This window comes from Nonomuraea sp. NPDC049400 (assembly GCF_044466425.1).
Classification (GTDB): domain Bacteria; phylum Actinomycetota; class Actinomycetes; order Streptosporangiales; family Streptosporangiaceae; genus Nonomuraea.
On sequence record NZ_JBITMP010000001.1, the window covers coordinates 220,116 to 238,291 of the forward strand.

The 18,176-nt window shown below is 70.8% G+C and carries 22 protein-coding genes; 14 read left to right on the forward strand and 8 right to left on the reverse strand.

The window, feature by feature from the left end; genetic code table 11:
• Positions 1–10: 10 nt before the first annotated feature.
• Genes ACIBVN_RS00930 through ACIBVN_RS00940 form a run of 3 tightly spaced genes read left to right on the forward strand, consistent with a single transcriptional unit; the run spans position 11 to position 2,745 of the window.
• Positions 11–1,270, forward strand: coding sequence for a lyase family protein (locus ACIBVN_RS00930; protein WP_397131237.1), 1,260 nt, complete (start codon positions 11–13; stop codon positions 1,268–1,270).
• Entirely contained in the window at positions 1,267–2,406 is a 1,140-nt protein-coding gene (gene pcaC / locus ACIBVN_RS00935) for a 4-carboxymuconolactone decarboxylase (RefSeq protein ID WP_397131239.1), read from the forward strand. Before ACIBVN_RS00930 ends, pcaC begins: the two co-directional genes overlap by 4 nt.
• 27 nt (positions 2,407–2,433) lie before the next feature.
• Positions 2,434–2,745: a DUF6401 family natural product biosynthesis protein gene (locus tag ACIBVN_RS00940; RefSeq protein WP_397131241.1), complete on the forward strand. Its 312-nt coding sequence runs from the start codon at positions 2,434–2,436 to the stop codon at positions 2,743–2,745.
• A gap of 289 nt (positions 2,746–3,034) precedes the next feature.
• On the opposite strand, the gene ACIBVN_RS00945 is transcribed toward ACIBVN_RS00940, so the two are convergent.
• Entirely contained in the window at positions 3,035–3,871 is an 837-nt protein-coding gene (locus ACIBVN_RS00945) for a hypothetical protein (RefSeq protein WP_397131638.1), read from the reverse strand.
• A gap of 129 nt (positions 3,872–4,000) precedes the next feature.
• Here ACIBVN_RS00945 and ACIBVN_RS00950 point away from each other — a divergent pair, with 129 nt between their 5' ends.
• On the forward strand, positions 4,001–4,375 hold the full coding sequence (locus ACIBVN_RS00950) for a VOC family protein (RefSeq protein ID WP_397131243.1): 375 nt from the start codon (positions 4,001–4,003) through the stop codon (positions 4,373–4,375).
• 23 nt (positions 4,376–4,398) lie between these two features.
• On the opposite strand, the gene ACIBVN_RS00955 is transcribed toward ACIBVN_RS00950, so the two are convergent.
• Genes ACIBVN_RS00955 through ACIBVN_RS00965 form a run of 3 tightly spaced genes read right to left on the reverse strand, consistent with a single transcriptional unit; the run spans position 4,399 to position 6,431 of the window.
• Complete coding sequence (locus tag ACIBVN_RS00955; protein WP_397131245.1) at positions 4,399–4,740, reverse strand: NAD(P)-dependent oxidoreductase; 342 nt, start codon at positions 4,738–4,740, stop codon at positions 4,399–4,401.
• The gene (locus ACIBVN_RS00960) at positions 4,737–5,501 is read right to left on the reverse strand and encodes an HpcH/HpaI aldolase/citrate lyase family protein (RefSeq protein ID WP_397131247.1); all 765 of its coding nucleotides are present in this window, start codon (positions 5,499–5,501) and stop codon (positions 4,737–4,739) included. Before ACIBVN_RS00960 ends, ACIBVN_RS00955 begins: the two co-directional genes overlap by 4 nt.
• 9 nt (positions 5,502–5,510) lie before the next feature.
• Positions 5,511–6,431 carry an aldo/keto reductase gene (locus tag ACIBVN_RS00965; RefSeq protein ID WP_397131249.1) on the reverse strand — a complete coding sequence of 307 codons (921 nt, stop codon included), beginning with the start codon at positions 6,429–6,431 and terminating at the stop codon, positions 5,511–5,513.
• A gap of 168 nt (positions 6,432–6,599) precedes the next feature.
• Here ACIBVN_RS00965 and ACIBVN_RS00970 point away from each other — a divergent pair, with 168 nt between their 5' ends.
• From ACIBVN_RS00970 to ACIBVN_RS00980, 3 genes are read left to right on the forward strand one after another with little or no spacing between them, the layout of a single operon-like run.
• Positions 6,600–7,724, forward strand: a complete 1,125-nt coding sequence (locus ACIBVN_RS00970; protein WP_397131251.1) for a four-carbon acid sugar kinase family protein — start codon at positions 6,600–6,602, stop codon at positions 7,722–7,724.
• Positions 7,725–7,735: 11 nt separating this feature from the next.
• Positions 7,736–8,737 carry a 4-hydroxythreonine-4-phosphate dehydrogenase PdxA gene (pdxA, locus tag ACIBVN_RS00975; protein WP_397131253.1) on the forward strand — a complete coding sequence of 334 codons (1,002 nt, stop codon included), beginning with the start codon at positions 7,736–7,738 and terminating at the stop codon, positions 8,735–8,737.
• 16 nt (positions 8,738–8,753) lie between these two features.
• Complete coding sequence (locus ACIBVN_RS00980; protein WP_397131255.1) at positions 8,754–9,524, forward strand: DeoR/GlpR family DNA-binding transcription regulator; 771 nt, start codon at positions 8,754–8,756, stop codon at positions 9,522–9,524.
• Positions 9,525–9,760: 236 nt separating this feature from the next.
• On the opposite strand, the gene ACIBVN_RS00985 is transcribed toward ACIBVN_RS00980, so the two are convergent.
• A complete protein-coding gene (locus ACIBVN_RS00985) occupies positions 9,761–10,864 on the reverse strand; it encodes a GDSL-type esterase/lipase family protein (RefSeq protein WP_397131257.1) in 1,104 nt (367 codons plus the stop codon).
• Positions 10,865–11,010: 146 nt separating this feature from the next.
• Between ACIBVN_RS00985 and ACIBVN_RS00990 the strand changes: the two genes are divergently transcribed.
• From ACIBVN_RS00990 to ACIBVN_RS01010, 5 genes are all read left to right on the forward strand, one after another.
• A complete protein-coding gene (locus tag ACIBVN_RS00990; RefSeq protein WP_397131259.1) occupies positions 11,011–11,454 on the forward strand; it encodes a winged helix-turn-helix transcriptional regulator in 444 nt (147 codons plus the stop codon).
• Between the two features lie 347 nt (positions 11,455–11,801).
• The gene (locus ACIBVN_RS00995) at positions 11,802–12,326 is read left to right on the forward strand and encodes an RNA polymerase sigma factor (protein ID WP_397131261.1); all 525 of its coding nucleotides are present in this window, start codon (positions 11,802–11,804) and stop codon (positions 12,324–12,326) included.
• Positions 12,323–12,823: a hypothetical protein gene (locus ACIBVN_RS01000; RefSeq protein WP_397131263.1), complete on the forward strand. Its 501-nt coding sequence runs from the start codon at positions 12,323–12,325 to the stop codon at positions 12,821–12,823. Before ACIBVN_RS00995 ends, ACIBVN_RS01000 begins: the two co-directional genes overlap by 4 nt.
• 318 nt (positions 12,824–13,141) lie before the next feature.
• Positions 13,142–13,579, forward strand: a complete 438-nt coding sequence (locus ACIBVN_RS01005; RefSeq protein ID WP_397131265.1) for a MarR family winged helix-turn-helix transcriptional regulator — start codon at positions 13,142–13,144, stop codon at positions 13,577–13,579.
• Positions 13,576–13,920 (forward strand): ester cyclase, encoded by a 345-nt coding sequence (locus tag ACIBVN_RS01010; protein ID WP_397131267.1) that lies wholly within the window; start codon positions 13,576–13,578, stop codon positions 13,918–13,920. Before ACIBVN_RS01005 ends, ACIBVN_RS01010 begins: the two co-directional genes overlap by 4 nt.
• A 69-nt stretch (positions 13,921–13,989) precedes the next feature.
• Here the strand turns inward: ACIBVN_RS01010 and ACIBVN_RS01015 are convergent, their stop codons facing one another.
• Positions 13,990–14,724: an aminoglycoside 3'-phosphotransferase gene (locus tag ACIBVN_RS01015; protein ID WP_397131269.1), complete on the reverse strand. Its 735-nt coding sequence runs from the start codon at positions 14,722–14,724 to the stop codon at positions 13,990–13,992.
• 477 nt (positions 14,725–15,201) lie between these two features.
• Between ACIBVN_RS01015 and ACIBVN_RS01020 the strand changes: the two genes are divergently transcribed.
• Both ACIBVN_RS01020 and ACIBVN_RS01025 read left to right on the forward strand, forming a co-directional pair.
• Positions 15,202–15,519, forward strand: a complete 318-nt coding sequence (locus ACIBVN_RS01020; RefSeq protein WP_397131271.1) for a hypothetical protein — start codon at positions 15,202–15,204, stop codon at positions 15,517–15,519.
• A complete protein-coding gene (locus tag ACIBVN_RS01025; protein WP_397131273.1) occupies positions 15,507–16,259 on the forward strand; it encodes a hypothetical protein in 753 nt (250 codons plus the stop codon). Before ACIBVN_RS01020 ends, ACIBVN_RS01025 begins: the two co-directional genes overlap by 13 nt.
• A 504-nt stretch (positions 16,260–16,763) precedes the next feature.
• Here the strand turns inward: ACIBVN_RS01025 and ACIBVN_RS01030 are convergent.
• Both ACIBVN_RS01030 and ACIBVN_RS01035 read right to left on the reverse strand, forming a co-directional pair.
• On the reverse strand, positions 16,764–16,895 hold the full coding sequence (locus ACIBVN_RS01030; RefSeq protein WP_397131275.1) for a hypothetical protein: 132 nt from the start codon (positions 16,893–16,895) through the stop codon (positions 16,764–16,766).
• Positions 16,896–17,242: 347 nt separating this feature from the next.
• Complete coding sequence (locus tag ACIBVN_RS01035) at positions 17,243–18,163, reverse strand: phosphotransferase (protein WP_397131277.1); 921 nt, start codon at positions 18,161–18,163, stop codon at positions 17,243–17,245.
• Between the last annotated feature and the right edge of the window lie 13 nt (positions 18,164–18,176).

Consider the following 18,176-nt stretch of genomic DNA (forward strand, 5'->3'; position numbering starts at 1 on the left):
GGAGGCTTCATTGAGTGCTGACGGCGGCCTGCTCGCCCCGGTCTGGGCGGGCACCCGAGCGGAGGAGATCACCTCGGACGCGGCCTGGCTGCGGGCCATGCTGGAGGCCGAGGCGGCGCTCGCCCGCGCGCAGGCGCGACTGGAGCTCATCCCCGCCGAGGCGGCCGCGGCCATCGACAGGACGGCCGCCGCGCTCGTCCTCGACCCCGCCGACCTGGCCAGACGCGCCCGCCAGTCGGCCAACCCCGTCGTGCCGCTGGTCTCGGACCTGCGGCGGGCCGTGCCGGGCGCGGCCTCGTACGCGCACCTGGGGGCGACCAGCCAGGACATCCTGGACAGCGCGGCCATGCTCGTGGCCACGCGGGCGGTACGCGCCATCGTGGGCGATCTGAGCGCGATCATGCGGGATCTGTGCGAGCTGGCCGAGCGGCACAAGGGCACGGTGATGGCCGCGCGCACGCTGGGGCAGCAGGCGGTGCCGACCACGTTCGGGCTGAAGGCGGCCGGGTGGCTGTCCGGTCTCCTGCGCGCCCGCGCCCGGCTCCGCGAGCTACGCCTGCCGGCCCAGCTGGGCGGCGCGGCCGGCACCCTGGCCGCCTTCGCCGAGCGGGCGGGCGCCGGTCCGGTCACCGCGCTGATGCTGGTCGAGGTGTTCGCCGAGGAGATCGGGCTGGCGGCGCCCGCGGCGCCGTGGCACGCGGAGCGCTCCGCCGTCACCGAGCTGGGCGCCGCGCTCGCCGGCACCGCCGGGGCGCTCGGCAAGCCGGCCACCGACATCGTCCTCATGGCGCAGACCGAGGTCGGGGAGGTGGCCGAGTCCTCCACCGGCGGCTCGTCGGCCATGCCGCAGAAGCGCAACCCCGCGCTGTCCGTTCTGGTGCGGTCGGCCGCGCTCCAGGTGCCCGCGTACACGCAGGTGCTCGGGCAGGCCGGCGAGCACGAGCGAGCCGCGGGGGCCTGGCAGGCGGAGTGGCTGCCGCTGCGCGAGGCGCTCCGGCTCACCGGCGGCGCGGCCGAGACCGCTGCGGAGCTGGTGGCCGGGCTGCGGGTGTTCCCCGACCGGATGCGTGCCAACGCCGAGCTGACCGGGGGCCGTCTGCTGGCCGAACGCCTCGCCGCCCACCTCGGCCAGAAGGCGCTGAAGCAGGCGCTGGCCGCGGAGGGTTCGCGGCTCGATGTCCCCGATGAGCTGCTCGATCCAGAGGCGTACCTGGGGGCGGCTGCCGAGCTGGTTGACCGCATTCTCGCCACCTATCGGGAGCAACCGTGAAACTCCACCACCGCGTCGACGGCCCGTCCGGCGCGCCGCTGCTGGTGCTCGGGCCCTCGCTGGGGACCACGATGGAGATCTGGCAGCCCCAGCTGTCCGCGCTCACCGGCTCCTGGCGGGTCCTCAGGTACGACCTGCCGGGCCACGGCGGCTCGCCACCTGCGGCGGCCGGGTTCACGATCGACGACCTGGCGCGGGCCGTGCTGGATCTCGTCGAGACCGAGCAGTTCGCGGTCGGCGGCATCTCGCTCGGCGGCGCGATCGCCACGACCATCGCGGCCCGGGAGCGGCACCGGGTGCGCAAACTGGTGCTGTGCTGCACCTCGGCCAGGTTCGGCGAGCCGGGGCCGTGGCTGGGGCGGGCTGCGCTGGTGCGCGGCAAGGGGCTGGCGGCGCTCGTCCCGACGCTGAAGTCCCGCTGGTTCACGCCCGGCTACGACGGCCAGTGGGTCTTCGACCAGCTGGTGGAGGTGGACGCCAAGTCGTACGCCGCCTGCTGCGAGGCCATCGCCGCCCTCGACCTGACGCCCCGCCTGGCGGAGATCACCGCGCCCACGCTGGTCATCGCGGGCTCGCAGGACCCTGCCGCGCCGCTCGACCAGGCGCTCGTACTGGCCGACCACATCCCGGGAGCGTCCCTGACCGTGGTGCCGCGCGCCTCGCACCTGGCCAACGTGGAACGCCCCGAGGCGGTCACCACCGCCATCGCCGGCCATCTCTCGGGCGACCACGAACCGTCCGCGCCTACTCCCGACGAGGACGGCCTGGCGGCGGGCATGCGCACCAGGCGCGAGGTCCTCGGGGACGCACACGTCGATCGGGCGGTCGCCGCCACCACGGACTTCACCCGCGACTTCCAGGAGCTGATCACCCGCTACGCCTGGAACGAGATCTGGAACCGGCCCGGCCTCGACCGGCGCACCCGCAGCTGCGTCACGCTCACCGCGCTCGTGGCCCGGGGGCAGCTGGAGGAGCTCGCCATGCACGTCCGCGCGGCCTTACGGAACGGGCTCACGCGGGACGAGATCAAGGAGGTGCTGCTCCAGACGGCCGTCTACTGCGGGGTTCCGGCCGCCAATGCCGCTTTCGCGGTGGCCCGCCGTACCCTTGCCGAAATCGACGCGGAGAGCTGCTGACCTTGGGAGATGCTTTACAGTTGGTTGGTGGTCTTTGAGGAAGGGTGGGCGCTTTCGCCCCTGCGCTGGCTGATGAACACGCTGGGCGACGCACAGCTCGCCCGGATGGACCGCGACCCGGGGCTGGTGGCCGCGGTCGACCAGCACGCGGCGGTGCTGCGTGACGCGATCCCGCTCGACCGGGAGACGCTGGGCGACTACCTGCTCGGTTTCCTCGACGAGCTACGGCACCGCGGCTGGGTCTTCACCGGCGAGCCGGACGCGGCGGCGCTCCGCCTGACCGCCGTCTGCTGGCTGGCCCGCGAACAGGGCTTCCTGGAAGACGGCCTCCCCGCCTGACCCACCCCGCCCCTCGCACCCTCACCCGGCGCTGGCACGGCAGCGGCCCTGGCACCGGCCCTCACCCGGCTTCGGCGTTGGCACCGGCACCTTCACTTGGCACCGGCGCCTGCTCTCTCATCAGGCACCGGCGCTGCGTCTGCGACTGCGCCATCGGGCATCGGGGCTTGCGCCTGCGCCCCGGGCGTGCGGAGACGCCGGCGTACCGCCCCACGCGGCGGGTGGCCGGCGGACAGGGCCACGCCGTGCGGCGGACGCCGTGCCCGAACGTGACGCCCGCCGGGCGCGGTCAATCCGGAGGCATCTCCGAGCGCGGCGGCATGTCCGTGCGCGGAGGCATGTCTGAGCGCGGCGGCATGTCCGTGCGCGGCGGGGTCGCCGGGCCCGTGCGGATGGGGGTGGTCTCCTCCGCCGCCATCGCCCGGGCGTCCTCGCGGCCCCTCTGGTACGCCTCGGCGTGCGCCCTCGCCTGCGGCGCCTCCTGCTCGATGCGGCCCAGCCAGCGCTCCCAGCGCTGCTGCATCGGCCGGACGAGCCCGCCGCCGAAGCCGATCGCCGCGATCGCGCCGAGGGTGGCGAGCACCGTGACCAGCACCGGAGTCGTGACGGTGGTCGCCACGCCGATCTGGTTGAGCGCCGCGATGATGCCCAGTGCCCAGATGAAGACCGCAGCGGCCGTCGCCAGCCAGCGGCCGTACGAGAGCCCGCCGAGCATGCCTTCGACGATGTCCCTGACGGCCTTGGCCACCGCACCCGCGACCACGATGATCACGATGGCCACCAGTGCCATGGGCAGCCAGGCGACCACGCCGTTCAGCATCGACGAGATCGGGTTGGGCCCGTACACGCTGAAGGCCAGCTGCAGCGTGACCAGCAGGATCGCGTAGAAGACGATCTTCGCGAGCAGGCTGCTGGCGTCGTACTTGCTCCGCTCCAGCCACCGCTGCACGCCGCTGCGCTCCACCGCCCGGTCGAAGCCGACGCGTTCGAGTATCTTGTTGACGATCTTCTCCAGTGCCTTGGCCACGAGATAGCCGATGAAGAGAATCACCAGCATCGCGATCAGCCTTGGTACGAACGTCGCGATCGCCCGCCAGGCGTCTGAAAGGCCTTGGCCTAGGTTGATATCCACGGTTTCCTCCTTCGAGGAGTCAATGCAACGGCGCTACCCGTACCGAATCGGTGTATGCACGCAGCGCAGTCGAAACTTCGCACAAGGCGACATCGCATCGGGCCGGCCGCTAGGGTGATCGGCATGCACCGCAGCCGGGTCTACGCCCTTCTCGTCGACACCCCCGCGTCAGAGGCCGAGCAGGCGGCGGCGTTCTGGTCGGGGGCGCTCGGGGCCACCGCGAGCCCGCTCCCCGGATACGAGCAGTTCACCTCTCTGCACGGGGCCGTTCCCGGCCTCGCCGTGGCGGTGCAGGCGGTGGACGACGCGCCCAGGTTCCACATCGACATCGAGACGGACGACGTCGAAGCCGAGACGCGGCGGCTGCTGGCGCTCGGGGCGACGGAGGTGACGCGGTGGCAGGAGTGCCGCATCCTGCGGGCGCCCGGCGGGCACCTGCTCTGCGTGCTGCCCGTGGAGAGCGACCGGTTCGAGGCGGAGGCGAAGACCTGGCCCTGACCCGGGTACGGGTCAGAACGGGTTCAGGCGAGCAGGAGACGCCCGAGCCCAGCGCCCCGGTCTGCACCATGATGGCCGGCGACCGGGCGGCCGATGCGGCCGTAGCCGATGATCGCGAGGGTTTTCCCGGCCGGCTCCGGGCCGAAGAGGCTGGGCCAGCCGCCCGCGCGGATGGCCGCGTCCGACTGGGTGATCTTCCTGGCGGCGGCCAGCAGGGGAGCGAAGGCCAGCTCGGCCACGGCCCTGGAGTTGCTGCCCGGCGCGTACACCACCGGGATGCCGCGCGCCCTGGCCGCCTCGACGTCGATGGTGTCCACGCCGACGCCGTGCTTGGCGAACGTGGGCGTTGTGAGGAGGATCCTCATTCGCCCCTCGCGGCCTTCAGCTGCGCGGCCGCGGCCTGCTCGAGATGGACGAGGTCGGAGGCGACGGTGGCGAACGTGAAGCCCTCGGCCAGGCGGCGGGCGGCCAGCTCGCCCGAGGGGTTGTGGATCCCGGCCGCGACCCCGGCGTCCCTGGCGGCCGTGCTGACCTTCACCAGCGCGGCCTCGAACACATCGGCGACCTCGGGGTCGTTCGGGAACCTGCCGCCCACGGCCAGGCACAGGTCGGACGGGCCCACGTACACGCCGTCCAGACCCGGCGTGGCGCAGATCGCCTCGATGTCGGCCAGCCCGTCCGGCGTCTCGATCATGGCCAGGACCAGCACGCTCTCGTCGGCCTCCGCCGGGGTGGGGCCGATCCTGAGCATGGAGCGCATGGGACCGTACGAGCGGCGGCCCTTGGCGGGGTAACGGGCGGCGGACACGGCGCGGGCGGCGTCCTCGGCGGTGTCCACCAGCGGTACGATCACGCCGCCCGCGCCGAAGTCGAGCGCCCGGCCGATGGCCGCCGGTTCGCCGGACTCGACGCGCACCAGGCCGACCGAGCGGCCGCCCGCGTCGATGGCCATGAGGTTGGACAGCAGCCCCGCGTTGCCGATCAGCCCGTGCTGTGCGTCCAGCGCGACGTAGTCGTAGCCCAGCCTGGCCAGGCGTTCGGTGGCGACAGGGGCGTCGAGCACCACCCAGTAGCCGACGCACTGTTCCCGGTCGCGGATCTTTCTGGCCAGCTCGGCCGCGGTCATGAGTGCTCCTTATCGGTTGTAGGCGGGCATCGGGCCCCGGAGGGTGTCGCCCAGCGCGTCGCAGGCGGCGGCCACGTCGGCGGGCAGGGGTCCCGCGGCGAGCGCGGCGAGGTTGGCCCGCAGGTGGTCGACGCTGGAGGCGCCGAGCAGCACCGCGCTCACCACCGGCTTGCCGGCCAGCCAGCGCAGCGACAGCTCGGCGGGCGGCAGCCCGGCATCCCCGGCGATCGCCTGGAGCGCCTCGACCGCCTTGAACAGGTCCGCGTCCCAGTACCGCTGCCGGTACATCGCCGCCACCCGCGAGTCCCCGAAGCGGCCCGTCCCCGGAGCCTGGTCGAACCGGTGCCGGCCGGTCAGCAGGCCGCCGCCGAGTGGGTTGTAGACCATCGTGCGCAGGCCGCCGGTGAGGGCGAACTCGGCGTACTCGTCCTCGATCCGCCTGGCCAGCAGGTTGTACAGCTGCTGGGCGACGACCGGGAGAGGGCTGATCCCGGCGATCTGCCAGGCGGCGTAGTTGGACACGCCCAGGCTGCCGATCTTGCCCTCGGCGATCAGCTCGGCGACGGTGGCCAGGGTGTCGTCCAGCGGCGTGGCCCGGTCGGGCTGGTGCAGGTAGAACAGGTCCACGTGCTCCATCTTGAGCCGCCGCAGGCTGCCCTCCAGACTGGCCCGCAGCCCGGCGGGAGACAGGGGCGCGTGATCGCCGGCGTCCGGATGAGGGATACCCGCCTTGGTGGCCAGCACGACACGGTCCCGGCGGCCCCGCAGCAGTTCGCCCAGGATCTCCTCCGCGGCTCCGCCCGCGTAGCCGTTGGCCGTGTCCACGCCGGTGACCCCGGCGTCGAGCGCGTGGTCGAGCATCCGCCCGGCCGTCCTCGCGTCCACGGTGTCGCCGAACGTCATGGTGCCGAGCACCGGTTCTGGGGTCATCGATCGGCTCCATTCGCTGCCGCGAGTACGGCGTGCGCCGGGTCGCCGCGGCGCGCGTCGTTCAGGAGAGGGTGCGGGAAACCTCCGCGTCACTTGCCGGCAACTGTGGCATAGCGTGCGCGTTTCGTGCAATACTCGCCGCGTGATTCACGCAGCTGGGAGTGGGGCATGGGCCGCATGTTCGCCCTGGCCGATGACCTGACCGGTGCGGCGGAGACGGCGGCGGCACTCATGTCCCCCGCCCGCCCCGCGCGGATCGCGCTGTCGGGGGTGCCGGAGGGTGACGCTCCGGTGTTCGTCGCGGACCTGGACTGCCGGCACCATCCGCGCGCCTATGACCTGGTACGGGAGGCGCTGCTGCATTCGGGCGACCGGCGGGTGTTCGTCAAGGTCGACTCCCTGCTGCGCGGCGACGTCGCCGCCACGGTAGCCGCCTGCCTGGACGCTCCGGTCGTGTTCGCTCCGGCCCTGCCATCGGCCGGTCGCACGGTCGTGGGCGGGGTGCCGTACATAGAGGGGGTGCCGCTGCGCGAAACGCGCGCATGGCGGGCCGAACCTCGCCCCGCGCCCGCTTCTGTGGCCGAGGCGCTGGGTGATGTCCCGTGGGTTCATGCGCCCCCGGGCGCCGACCTTGCGGAGGTCGCGGCCGCCGGGCAGGTGGCCGTCTGCGACGCGGAGACGGACGCAGACCTGGACGCCATCGTGGCGGCCGCGCTCAGGTGCTCCCCTCGTACGCGCCTGGTCGGCTCCGGTGGCCTCGCCACGGCCCTCGGCCCCGCTCTCGGCGGGAATCCCGGTCGTTGTGCGGCGCCGCGCGGGAACGGCCGGCTGCTGGTAGTGGTGGGCACGGCGGAGCCGGGGGCGGCCGAGCAGGTCGGATCACTGATCGGACACGGCTTCAGCAACGTCGCGCTCGACGCGGAGGACCTCGGCGCCACGGGACCCGCGCCCCCCACTGCCGCGAGACTCGTACGAGACGCTCTGGCCGCCGGACCGGCTGTGCTGACCGTACGAGGACCGGCCCCACCCACCCTCACCCGCACACTCGGCGAGATCGTGCGCGAGGCGCTCGGCGGGCTCCCGGCCGACCTGGTCCTGACCGGCGGGGAGACCGCCAGGAAGGTCCTGGACGCGCTGGGCGTGCGCGAGCTGATCCCTTTGGACCAGGTCCACCACGGCGCCGTCCACAGCCGCACCCCTCAAGGTCACTCCGTGGTCACCAGACCGGGCAGCTTCGGGGATGCCGACAGCCTCCTTCGCATGGCCGCCCACCTCTCGGACTCGAAAGGCTGACATTGGCTGACATGAGCAGTACCCCTCTCATCGCCCTCACCATGGGAGACGGCGCCGGCGTGGGGCCGGAGGTGATCGTCGGCGCGCTCCTGGCCCCGGAGACCGCCACGTTCTGCCGCCCCGTGGTCATCGGCGACGCCGGACGCCTGCGTAAGGCCGCCGGCTTCATCGGTGTGCGACCGGAGGTGGTCACCGTGTCCGGGGTCGGGGACGCGGAGTTCCGGGCGGGGCGCATCAACGTCATGGACCCCGGCCTGCTCCCCGACGACCTGCCGTGGGGCCAGGTGTCGCCGGTCGCGGGCCACGCGGCCTACGAGTACGTACGGCTGGCCGGCGAGCTGGCGATGTCCGGCGAGGTGCGGGCGATCTGCACGGCCCCGCTGAACAAGGAGGCCCTGCACGCGGCCGGGCACGTCTACCCCGGCCACACCGAGCTGCTCGCCCACCTCACGGGCACCGAGGAGGTGTCGATGATGCTCTCCACCGCCAAGGTCAAGGTCATCCACGTCACCACCCACATCGGCCTGATCGACGCGGTCGCCCGGATCGAGCCCGGCCTGGTGGAGCGGACCATCCGGCGGGGCGAGGCGGCCATGCGCGGCTCCGGCGTCGCCCGCCCCAAGATCGGCGTCTGCGGCATCAACCCGCACGCGGGAGAGAACGGCCTGTTCGGGTACGGCGAGGAGGAGGAGAAGATCGTGCCCGCGATCGAGCGCCTCCAGGCCGAGGGCATGGACGTCCACGGCCCGCTGCCCGCCGACACCGCGTTCTTCCTGGCGGGCCGCGGCGACTACGACCTGATCGTCGCGATGTACCACGACCAGGGCCACGGCCCGGTGAAGATCCTGGGGCTGGAGGCAGGCGTCAACATCACGGTCGGCCTGCCCGTGATCAGGACCTCCGTGGACCACGGCACCGCGTTCGACATCGCGGGGAGGGGCGTGGCGGACGCCGGTAGCATGATCGAAGCCCTCCGCCAGGCGGCTGAGCTGTCGTCCGCGCAGGGCCTGTGAGGGGAAGGGACCGTCGATGGGCCGCGCAGCGCAGGTTCGCCGGGACGAGATCGTCCGCCTGGCCACCACCACCGGCCTGGCCAGCGTCGAGGAGCTGTCGGCCCAGCTGGGCGTGACGGCCTCCACCATCCGCCGCGACCTGGCCCACCTCAAGGCCGCGGGCCTGCTGGCCCGCACGTACGGCGGCGCCATGGCCGTGGTCACCCACCCCGAGGCCTCGCTCCGGCAACGCATAGGCGAGGCATTCGAGGCGAAACGCGCCATAGCGGTCTGGGCCGCCGCCCAGATCCGCCCCGGCGAGACGATCCTCCTGGACGCCGGCTCCACCACGGGCGCCCTGGCCCACGAGCTGCGCCAAGCCGTGGACCTGACGGTGGCCACGACGGGACTGAACGCCCTCCAGGAGCTGGCGGGGGCGACGGGCGTCCACGTCGAGTGCCTGGGCGGCACGCTGCGCCACGTGAGCCAGGGCTTCATCGGCCCGCTGGCGGAGGCGGCGCTGAGCAGGATGACGTTCGACCGGGTCTTCCTGGGCGCGGACGGGGTGACGGCGGAGGACGGCATCTGCGAGGCGAGCCTGCAGCAGACCCGTTTGAAGGAGCTGATGATGGCCCGCTCCCGCCACGTCTACCTGCTGGTCCACGCCGCGAAACTGGGCCGCCGCCCGTTCCACGCCTGGGCCCGCATGCCGGACACCTGGACCCTGGTGACGGACGCCGCCGCCACCCCGGAGTCCCTGGCCCCCTTCACCGCGAGCGGCGTGGAAACCATAGTCGCCACCCCGTAGGCCGTCCTCGCTCCGCTCGGTCGCCTGCCAAGACGCTTTCGCCCAGCTCTTGACCCTGCGCCCAGGCGAGGAGTCAGCCCTGCTCCTTCGCCTCTCGAAGCCGGTCGTGGAGGCCGGCGTGGATCTCTTCGAACCGTGGCTGCTCAGCTGGGTCGATGCGACGTACGGGGACACCGTTGGCGGGGTGGGCACTCGGAGCCCGGCCGTTCGGGCCCGTCACAATAAGGAGGAGGTTTCTAGAGGGCGAGGGTTTCCAGGTCTACGGCGTTGGCCATGGCTTCGGCGCCTTTGTCGTTGAGGTGCATGCCGTCGCCGCTGTCGAGGGCGGGGTCGATGTAGTCGGGGGCTTCGGGGTTCTCGACAGCTCGGGCCACGTCAAAGACGGCGTCGAAAGTGTCGGTGGTACGGATCCAGTCGTTCACCTCGCGTCGGGCGGCGAGGCCCTCGGGGGTACTGATCCCGGGGTAGACGGCGCCCGCGAAGGGGCCGATGGTGGCGGCGAGGATCTTCAGGTCGGCCTGGTGGGCGCGGTGGGCCAGGGCCTTGAAACCCTCGATGAGGGCGCCGGAGGTGGCGGGAGGCTCGCCGGACATGCCGGGAAGGCCGAGGTCGTTTATGCCGAAGTGCACCAGGACGTGGGTCAGGCCGGGAATCGAGAGAACATCGTGGTCGAAGCGCGCGAGCGCGTGCTCGCCGACCTCGTCACGCAGTAGGCGGTTTCCGGCGATGCCCTGGTTGACGACCCATCCCCGCTTGAGGCGCCGGTTGAGGAAGTCCACGGAGCGGTTGTTCGCGCCGGTCGTGGAGCCGACCCCTTCGAACCAGGAGTCGCCGAACGCCACGGCGATCGCGGTGTCGTCCGGGGCGAGCACGTCGACGCCCGAGACGTAGAACCTGCCTTCTACCTGCTCAGCATCAGGGAGTGCGGGAGACGTGAGGTGGTTGCCGCCGACTACGTGAGCGGTCTCCATGGGCCTGTGGGAATAGGTGGCCAGGCCTGTCTCCTCAGGGAGATAGAGGCTGAGGTGTAGGTCGGCGCCGGGGGCGACGGGCAGATCGATCGGGTCGCTGGCGGCCTCTTCTCCCGGCGGGATGGTGAGCCTCTCGGCACCGTCGAAGGTGAGGGCGGCCTGCCCGTGCTCGGTGGCGGCCCTCCCGGCGGCGATGGTCCAGGGGGTGCGGCCGTAACGGTTCGTCAGGCGTACCCGGAGGCGTTCTCCGCCGCCGGCCATGTGGAGCACCTGACGCACCGTCTGATCGGCGAAGCCGCGCGGTTCGGTGAGCTGGATCTGCTCGTAGGGACTGATCACTGCGGTGCGGAAGCCGGCTGTCCAGATCATGCTTGCTCCATTCGTTGCTATGGGGATGTGTTGGCTCGTGGCTTGTGTTCGACGGTTGACCTGCTTCACTATGGGCAGGTAGCTCTCCAGTGGGAAGTACGCACCTGGAAGTGCGTAACTAGCCGCCCGGTAGGAAGGAGCGGTCGATGCCAACGAGGACGGCGGCCCAGAAGCGGGCACAAGCGAAGGGGGACTACGACGCGTTCCTGGCGAGCTGCCCAAGCCGCCAGTTGCTCGACCGGATCTCCGACAAGTGGGTAGCGCTGATCCTGGCCGCGCTCGGCGGCGACGGCCCGCACCAACCCGGAGGCGACTGCGCCGGCGAGTCGCGGTCGATGCGTTACTCCGAGCTGTCCCGCAGGCTGGCCGGGGTCAGCCAGAAGATGCTCACCCAGACGCTGCGCTCCCTCGAGCGCGACGGGCTGGTCACCCGCACCGTGACGCCGACGGTGCCGGTCACGGTCACGTACGAGCTGACCGGCCTCGGTCTCTCGCTCCACCACCTGATGCGCGGCATCAAGGTGTGGGCCGAGGCGCACATGGACGAGGTACTCGCCAATCGCGAGGAGTACGACACCCACATCGCCTGAACGCGCACCGTCAGCGCAGCAGGGGCGCCGACGTGACATTCATCAACGGCCACTCGTTGAACACCCGCCGACGCGCGGCGGTATGACAACCACCCGATCCGCAGTCTTGCCGATTTCTCCCCGGACGGCTCGACCCATGGTGGCCAGGTCGGGCAGCTCGGCCGTGGCCGACGCTCTCCTACGCGGGTCAGGACGGTTTTTCTCGGCCATGGCAGCCGCGGTGCTCCTGGCCGGGATCGCGCCCGGCGCCAGCGCGCAGAATGACCTAGGCCGGATTCCCGGAATGTGCCGAAGTGGTGAACCTGATCGATCTCTCGTCCGACTGTGCAGGGTGACGGGAGGACGAAATGACCGATGAGCTGCTGGTGGTACGTGCCCAGCTGGGCGAGCGGACGGCGCTGGCCGAGCTGGTGGCCCGCTGGCAGGCACCGGTGTGGACGTACGTGCGACGCATGCTGGACGCCCAGCGGGCCGATGACGTGACCCAGGAGATCTGGCTGGCCGTGCTCCGCGGCCTGCCCACGCTGCGGGAGCCGGCCCGGTTCGCGCCGTGGTTGTTCACGATCGCCCGCCGCTCCGTCACCGATCGCCTGCGCGGCCAGTACGCCCGAGAGCACGAGGCAAGGGCGGCCGGTGAGGTGGTCGCCGAGGACCCGGTGGAGACCATGGTGGACCGCGCCGAGTTGGTGAGCGCGCTGGCGGGGCTACCGGTGCCGGAGCGGGAGATCCTCGTCCTGTTCTACCTGGAGGACCTGTCGGTGGAGGACTGCGCGCAAATCTGCCGGATTCCCGTCGGCACGGTCAAATCGCGGCTGAATCGGGCCCGTCGCCTGCTGCGTGCTCACCTGGAGGAGAAGGGATACCGGCCATGACCAAGGAAGAAGAGCCGCACCTGGCGGCGCGGGAGATGATCGAGCGGCTGGAGCCGTCGCTGTCGCCGTGGAGGCGCGTGCGGGCGGTGGCGGCGCTGCTGGCCGGGCTGGCCGGCGCGGTATTCGTGGCGGCGTTGTGGGGCAGCGAACCCGGCCCGCTGCCCGGCCGCACGCATCTGGCGTTCGCGCTGTTCACCGTGTTCTGCCTGGCCTGGGCCGGCTACGGCGGGTGGCTGCTGACGCGCCGGGTGCCGCTGTTCGCCACCGATCGGGTCATCGCGGCCTGGATCGGCCTGGCCGCCTCGGTGGCCACCACCGGTGTAGTGGCCGCCGTCGCTGCCCAGCGCGGCACCGGCCTGGGCCTGGCGCTGGGGGTGGGGGGTCTGTTCGTCGCGGTGGCGCTGGTGCTGGCCGTACGCGCTCATGCTCGCCGGTCCGCGCTGCTGCGTCGCATGCGCGAGCTGACCGGTGGGGAGATCAGCGGAGAGGAGAGGTGAACGCGCTGGAGATGCGCGCCCTTCTACTTGGTCCTGGTCCTCTCTCCCTGGCCGGCGTCGCCTGCTGGCGGTACAACGGCGAACCTGAACGAAAGGGATCTTCATGGCGCACAATCCGAAACTACTCCGCCGTCGATTCGGCGGAATGGCGCTGATCGTGGTGGCCCTGACCGTCGTCGGCCTGCTCTTCGCGGGCATGATCATGCTGCTGATCTGAGGCCTTCGCCAACCGCGGTGCCGTGACGTTCCTCGACTCTTGCTCTCGAAGCAATGCGGTGCCGATCTCTTGATGTCGTCAAGAGTTGATACTATGAAGAGATGGTGCGTGAAGAGACCTCTGAGGACACGTTCTTCCGTGAGCTCGGAGGCGCCTATGCCGAGCTGCGGCAGGCGTTCGCCCGGCACGTGGGCATGAGCCCCCACCGGGTGCAGTTGCTCGTCCGGCTGCGGCGTGACGGCGAGACGAGCCATAGCGACCTGCGCCAGACGCTGGGCATCGACGGTGCGAGCGTTACCCGGCTGGTCAAGGAGTTCGAGGCCGAAGGGCTGGTCGGCCGGCGCCTGGACCCGGCGGACAACCGCTACACCCTGGCCGCGCTGACCCCCGCCGGCGAGCGGGTCGCGGCCGATCTGGAGCGATCGCACCAGGTGTACCAGGAGCGGCTGCTCGACGGCGTCACCTCGGAACAGCAGGAGATCGTGCTGGGCGTGCTACGCCGCGTCCGCGCGAACATGAGCGGACAGGAGGAGCGATGACGGACGAGGTGCGGGCCGCCGCCCGGCGCATGTACGAGGCGTTCAACGCCCGCGACCACGCGGCCGCGGCGGAGATCTTCACAGCGGACTTCTACAGCCACCCCTTGGGGACCACCGGAACGGAGAGCATCACCCGGGCGTGGGAGCAGTTCCATGAGGCCTTCCCCGACGCCCGGGTCGTCGTGGAGGACATGATCGTCGAGGGGGACACGGTCGCCGTCCGCACGAGCGTGCACGGCGTTCCCGGCCAGGAACCACCGACCATGCTGGAGATCTTCCGGGTACGCGACGGGCGCATCGCCGAGCTCTGGGGCCTGTCCTCGCTGCGACGCGACTCCTGAGAGGGCGGTTCGGCGCGTAGCCTCGTCGCCCTGCAACCGCTTCATCGGGGTCGTGCTTGCTGTCCTGGGTCAAAGAAGCTCGTCCAGCAGCCGGTAGTAGTACAACCGCTCTTCCTCGACGTGGTCGACGAGGCCATAGGCGGAAAGGAACCCATCCCACGCCGCCGGCCCATGGTCCTCGGACAAGTCCCTGTGGGCGATGGCGAGGTCGCGGTACCGGTCGGCCACGCCCAGTCCTGGAACGTCGATGACGACGGGCTCTCCCGAGGCGGGCAGCAGCACGTTGGACGGGGTGTAGTCCCCGTGCGCGACGACCAGGTCCTCGGCACGCGGGCGTAGGGCCAGCAGTCGTTCGTGGATCGCCTCAGGGGTCAGCCCCAGATGGTCGGCGTCGAAGTCGTCCGGGTCCACGAGTCCGTCGCGTACGTTGGCGGCGGCGCGTTCGATGACCGTCGGCAGCCGGCCGTCGAAAGGGCACTCGGCGATGGGCAACTCGTGCAGCATGCGCAGCGTCCGGCCCAGGACGGCGCCGATGTCGGCGGGCGCGGCGGCTTCCAGGGTTGGAGCGCCCACGTCGGCGAGCACGAGAACGGGGTCCTCGAACGCGAGCACCTCGGGAACAGGAACGCGTCCGTGAAGCCAGCGCAGCCGCAGGTGCTCGGCTCTGGCGAGGGGACCGTGCTTGACGTAGAAGACCTTCGCTCCTGACGTGACCCGCAGGGCCGTACCACTGGCTCCTTCGTGATCTCCTGACCAGGAGGAGTCCTGCTCGATCAGCCGGCGAAGTTGATCAGGGAGTTGCATGGATCAAATTCTCTTTCAGTCTGATGCACCGCATGTAAGGAGGTCCCATACTGGTGAGTTCGGCCTATTCAACTGTCGCGAGTTGTCGGCTCCGTGGAACTCGATGGTGACCGTCCATGTTGCCCGGCGGCGTAGCGGCTCCAGGCGCCGCCGCCCTCGTTGAGGAGGCGAGTGGTGGTCTTGTCGTGGTAGCCGAGGGCGTTGGCGACAACGGGCGCGGGTATCTCGAGGCTGCGTCTCGCGGCTTCCGCTGCGCGGTTTACCGGGGCGCCGGGCCCCAGGTCGTCGTCGATCTTCACTAAGGTGCAGTCAGGAACGCGCCCAGGTCTGTCGTCTCACACGGATCTTGGACGCCCTCTGCCACCGCTCCGGAGGCCAAAACCGCAGAGCCACGCGCCGTTGCGCTCGGCGCCACTGCGTGGCCATTGCAGGATCGAGGTCGGCACCCAGGTGGAAGCCACAGTGAAGTGCCCTGACATGTCGCGCGCTGCGCGTCTGACCGCCCATGGTGCCGTCTCCACATCCCTGGCCTTGTGCAGTGACCGCACCCTGCGCGAGCTCGTGGACACGGCCGTGCCGCTGGGATCCGGCATCGGCGGGAAGTCGGCCCTGCTGGAGGTTGCCGGAATCCCGGTCTTTGTGAAGCGGGTGCCTTTGACCGATCTGGAGAGGCAACCAGAGCATGTCCGGTCCACGGCGAATCTGTTCGACCTGCCTGTCTTCTGTCACTACGGCGTCGGCCTCGTCGGCGGGCCGGGCTGGGGGTCTGGAGGGAGCTCGCCGTGCACACCATGACGACGAACTGGGTGCTCGCGGCGGAACACGAGGGCTTCCCCCTGATGTACCACTGGCGGGTGCTGCCGGACTCGACGTCCCTGCCCGAAGAACTGGCCGACATCGAACGGGCGGTCGCCTACTGGGGCGGCGGAGCGCAGGTACGCCGCCGGATCCAGGCTCTTCAGCAGGCCTCGGCGAGCGTCGCGCTGTTTCTGGAGTACATCCCGCAGAACCTGCACCAGTGGCTGGGCGCCCAGGTCGAGCCAGGAGATCAAGCCGCCAACCGAGCCTGCGCCATGGTGGAGACGGAACTGGCGGCCGGCATCTCGTTCATGAACAGCCGCGGGCTCCTGCACTTCGACGCGCACTTCGAGAACATCCTGACCGACGGCCAGCGCCTCTACTTCGCGGACTACGGCCTGGCGATTTCCTCCGGGTTCGAGCTGTCGCAGGACGAGGCCGACTTCTTCGGCCGGCACCAGACCTACGACCGCTGTTATTCCGCCACGTATCGGGTGGACTGGCTGATCACCGCTCTGTACGGACTGCGGAGAGGGGGCGGGGAGGGCCGCTACAAGCGGGTGCGTGCCTACGCGGAGGGCGAGCGCCCCACAGGGATCCCGGCGAAGGCCGCAGCGATCATCGCCCGGCACGCGCCGATCGCCGCCGTGATGTCCGACTTCTATCGCACGTTCCAGCGCCGGAGCAGGCGGGCTCCCTATCCGCTGGAGGAGATTCGTCAGCTGGGTGGGATATAGGCCTTCGATACTTACTGGTGAGATCGTCTATTTAACTGCCGCTAGTTGTCGTTCCCATAGGGCCTGATGGTGACCTTCCGTGTTCCTGGCTGCATCCCAACGCCCGAGCCAGACTCGGGCTCGGGTGCGGATACAAGTTCCAGCTCCGAGCTCGACTCCAACTCCGGTTCGGGCTCGGATGAGGACGCGTGGAAGGAGGTTGCCTTTCTCAAGGCCCTCGAAAAGTTCCAGCAGGGCGGCGATGCATACGTGCCCAGTAGGGACGAGGACGACAGTGATGTCTCGAGCGGCGATGATGACAGTGGATAGCTTTGCGTAGAGGCGTTGCCTGGGTGCGGTGCCGCGTTCTCACAGGGGACACAGCCAGTGCGCGCGGGTCGCCGGTCGGGATCTGGGGCAGGGGCGTGGTGTCAGTAGGCGCAGAGGGCGTGGTCGACCAGGTCCCCGCGGCCTTCTCCCGGCGCATGGATCGCTTGTCGGTGAGCTGGGTGGACATGGAGATCGTCACGCCGCGCCGTCGGCGGTGACGCCGGTCCTGGTCTTGTAGCCGTAGTCGTCGCCGTGTTGCCAGTAGACGCCGCCGCACGACAGCGGGCAGGAGCCGATGCCCAGGCCGTAGCGGACGCCGGGCCACACCTGTTCCTGGCCGACGGCGCGGCCTCCTTGGTCGTCTCGGCCAGCTGCGCGGCGGGCAACAGCTCGCCGCCGAACGCGCCCCGGAGAAGCGGTTGACGTCGCGGGTGGTGGAGATCAGACCGTCGGCGGCGTCGCTGTCCCAGTGGCGGGTGACATCCAGGAGCTCTGTGGCGATCGTGCGGCCATGTTCGTGGCGTGGTCCCCTTCGACGAGGGCGAGTGTCAGGTCGATGCTCGAGGCGACCCCGGCGCGCGTCTGCTCCTTCCATCCCGATGGTGCTGTTCACCGCTGGACAACCAACCTATGTCGACCTTGCCGCCAAATGGCGTGGCGGGCACCGCGACGCCTCAGGCGTTCGCTCGGCGGAGGCGTTCGGCTGCCTGTGTCCAGAGTGCTTTGCCGGACACGGCGGTGTAGCCGTGGAGTGCTTCCCATCGGATGTCGTGGGCTGCCGGCCACAGGCTGGCCGCCCACGCGATCTGCAGCTCTTCGGCGGTGAACAAGCGGGCCCGGGTGTCCTGATAGGCGGCCAGGAACGCCTCGGTGCTCTCGATCGGCGGCAGGGTGGCCGGTCCCAGCTTGGGGAACACCGCACTCGCGGCTCCCACCAGGGCGGCTTCCGGTTGCCATGCCAGGCTGTCCCAGTCGTGGACCGTCCACACCTGTTGGCCGTGCCAGCGGAGGTTGTGTGCCTCGAAGTCGGCGTGGCCCAGCACGCGGGGCAGGTCAGCGGCCAGCATTCGCCGACGGGCCCGGTCGGCCGTGTCCATGACGTAGGTGGGTACGAGACTCTGGTCCTTTTCGTCGAGTGACTCGATCGACGGCCACAGCCCGGGGTCCGTGTGATCCCACCGCACCCAGCGCGGATTCGGCAGCGGCGGCGTGACGGCGAGGTCGGCCAGTGCGGCCATCAGCCGGGCGAAGACCTCCGCGTAGCGCACAGCGATCTCCGGCGCGTCCCCGCGCAACACCTCTCCTCCAGGGCGGAATTCCTCCGCGTGCACGGCCAGGGGACCGACACCGACGACCGGCGTGAGCGGGCGGGCGCAAGGGAACCCGTTCTCCGCCAGCCGGGCCTGCGCCGCCACACATGGCCCCGCCCGGCCGTCGTCGCCGCGGGCCTTGATCACGACGTCCGTACCGCCGGCCAGCCGGAGACCGAACACCGTCGACATCGATTGTTGTCGGAACAGCACGTCGGCGGGTCGGTCCCCGAGATGGTCCAGACACCACGCCGGTAGCCAGTCCGGCAGATCGTCAAACGGCACGGTGAAACTGTGC

Bases quoted from the DNA above. Each gene is read 5' to 3' on its own strand.
- ACIBVN_RS00950 (WP_397131243.1), top strand. From the start codon at position 4,001: ATGCACCGCAGCCGGGTCTACGCCCTTCTCGTCGACACCCCCGCGTCA.
- ACIBVN_RS00955 (WP_397131245.1), bottom strand. From the start codon at position 4,740: ATGAGGATCCTCCTCACAACGCCCACGTTCGCCAAGCACGGCGTCGGC.
- ACIBVN_RS00960 (WP_397131247.1), bottom strand. From the start codon at position 5,501: ATGACCGCGGCCGAGCTGGCCAGAAAGATCCGCGACCGGGAACAGTGC.
- ACIBVN_RS00965 (WP_397131249.1), bottom strand. From the start codon at position 6,431: ATGACCCCAGAACCGGTGCTCGGCACCATGACGTTCGGCGACACCGTG.
- ACIBVN_RS00970 (WP_397131251.1), top strand. From the start codon at position 6,600: ATGGGCCGCATGTTCGCCCTGGCCGATGACCTGACCGGTGCGGCGGAG.
- pdxA (WP_397131253.1), top strand. From the start codon at position 7,736: ATGAGCAGTACCCCTCTCATCGCCCTCACCATGGGAGACGGCGCCGGC.
- ACIBVN_RS00980 (WP_397131255.1), top strand. From the start codon at position 8,754: ATGGGCCGCGCAGCGCAGGTTCGCCGGGACGAGATCGTCCGCCTGGCC.
- ACIBVN_RS00985 (WP_397131257.1), bottom strand. From the start codon at position 10,864: ATGATCTGGACAGCCGGCTTCCGCACCGCAGTGATCAGTCCCTACGAG.
- ACIBVN_RS00990 (WP_397131259.1), top strand. From the start codon at position 11,011: ATGCCAACGAGGACGGCGGCCCAGAAGCGGGCACAAGCGAAGGGGGAC.
- ACIBVN_RS00995 (WP_397131261.1), top strand. From the start codon at position 11,802: ATGACCGATGAGCTGCTGGTGGTACGTGCCCAGCTGGGCGAGCGGACG.
- ACIBVN_RS01000 (WP_397131263.1), top strand. From the start codon at position 12,323: ATGACCAAGGAAGAAGAGCCGCACCTGGCGGCGCGGGAGATGATCGAG.
- ACIBVN_RS01005 (WP_397131265.1), top strand. From the start codon at position 13,142: ATGGTGCGTGAAGAGACCTCTGAGGACACGTTCTTCCGTGAGCTCGGA.
- ACIBVN_RS01010 (WP_397131267.1), top strand. From the start codon at position 13,576: ATGACGGACGAGGTGCGGGCCGCCGCCCGGCGCATGTACGAGGCGTTC.
- ACIBVN_RS01015 (WP_397131269.1), bottom strand. From the start codon at position 14,724: ATGCAACTCCCTGATCAACTTCGCCGGCTGATCGAGCAGGACTCCTCC.
- ACIBVN_RS01020 (WP_397131271.1), top strand. From the start codon at position 15,202: ATGTCGCGCGCTGCGCGTCTGACCGCCCATGGTGCCGTCTCCACATCC.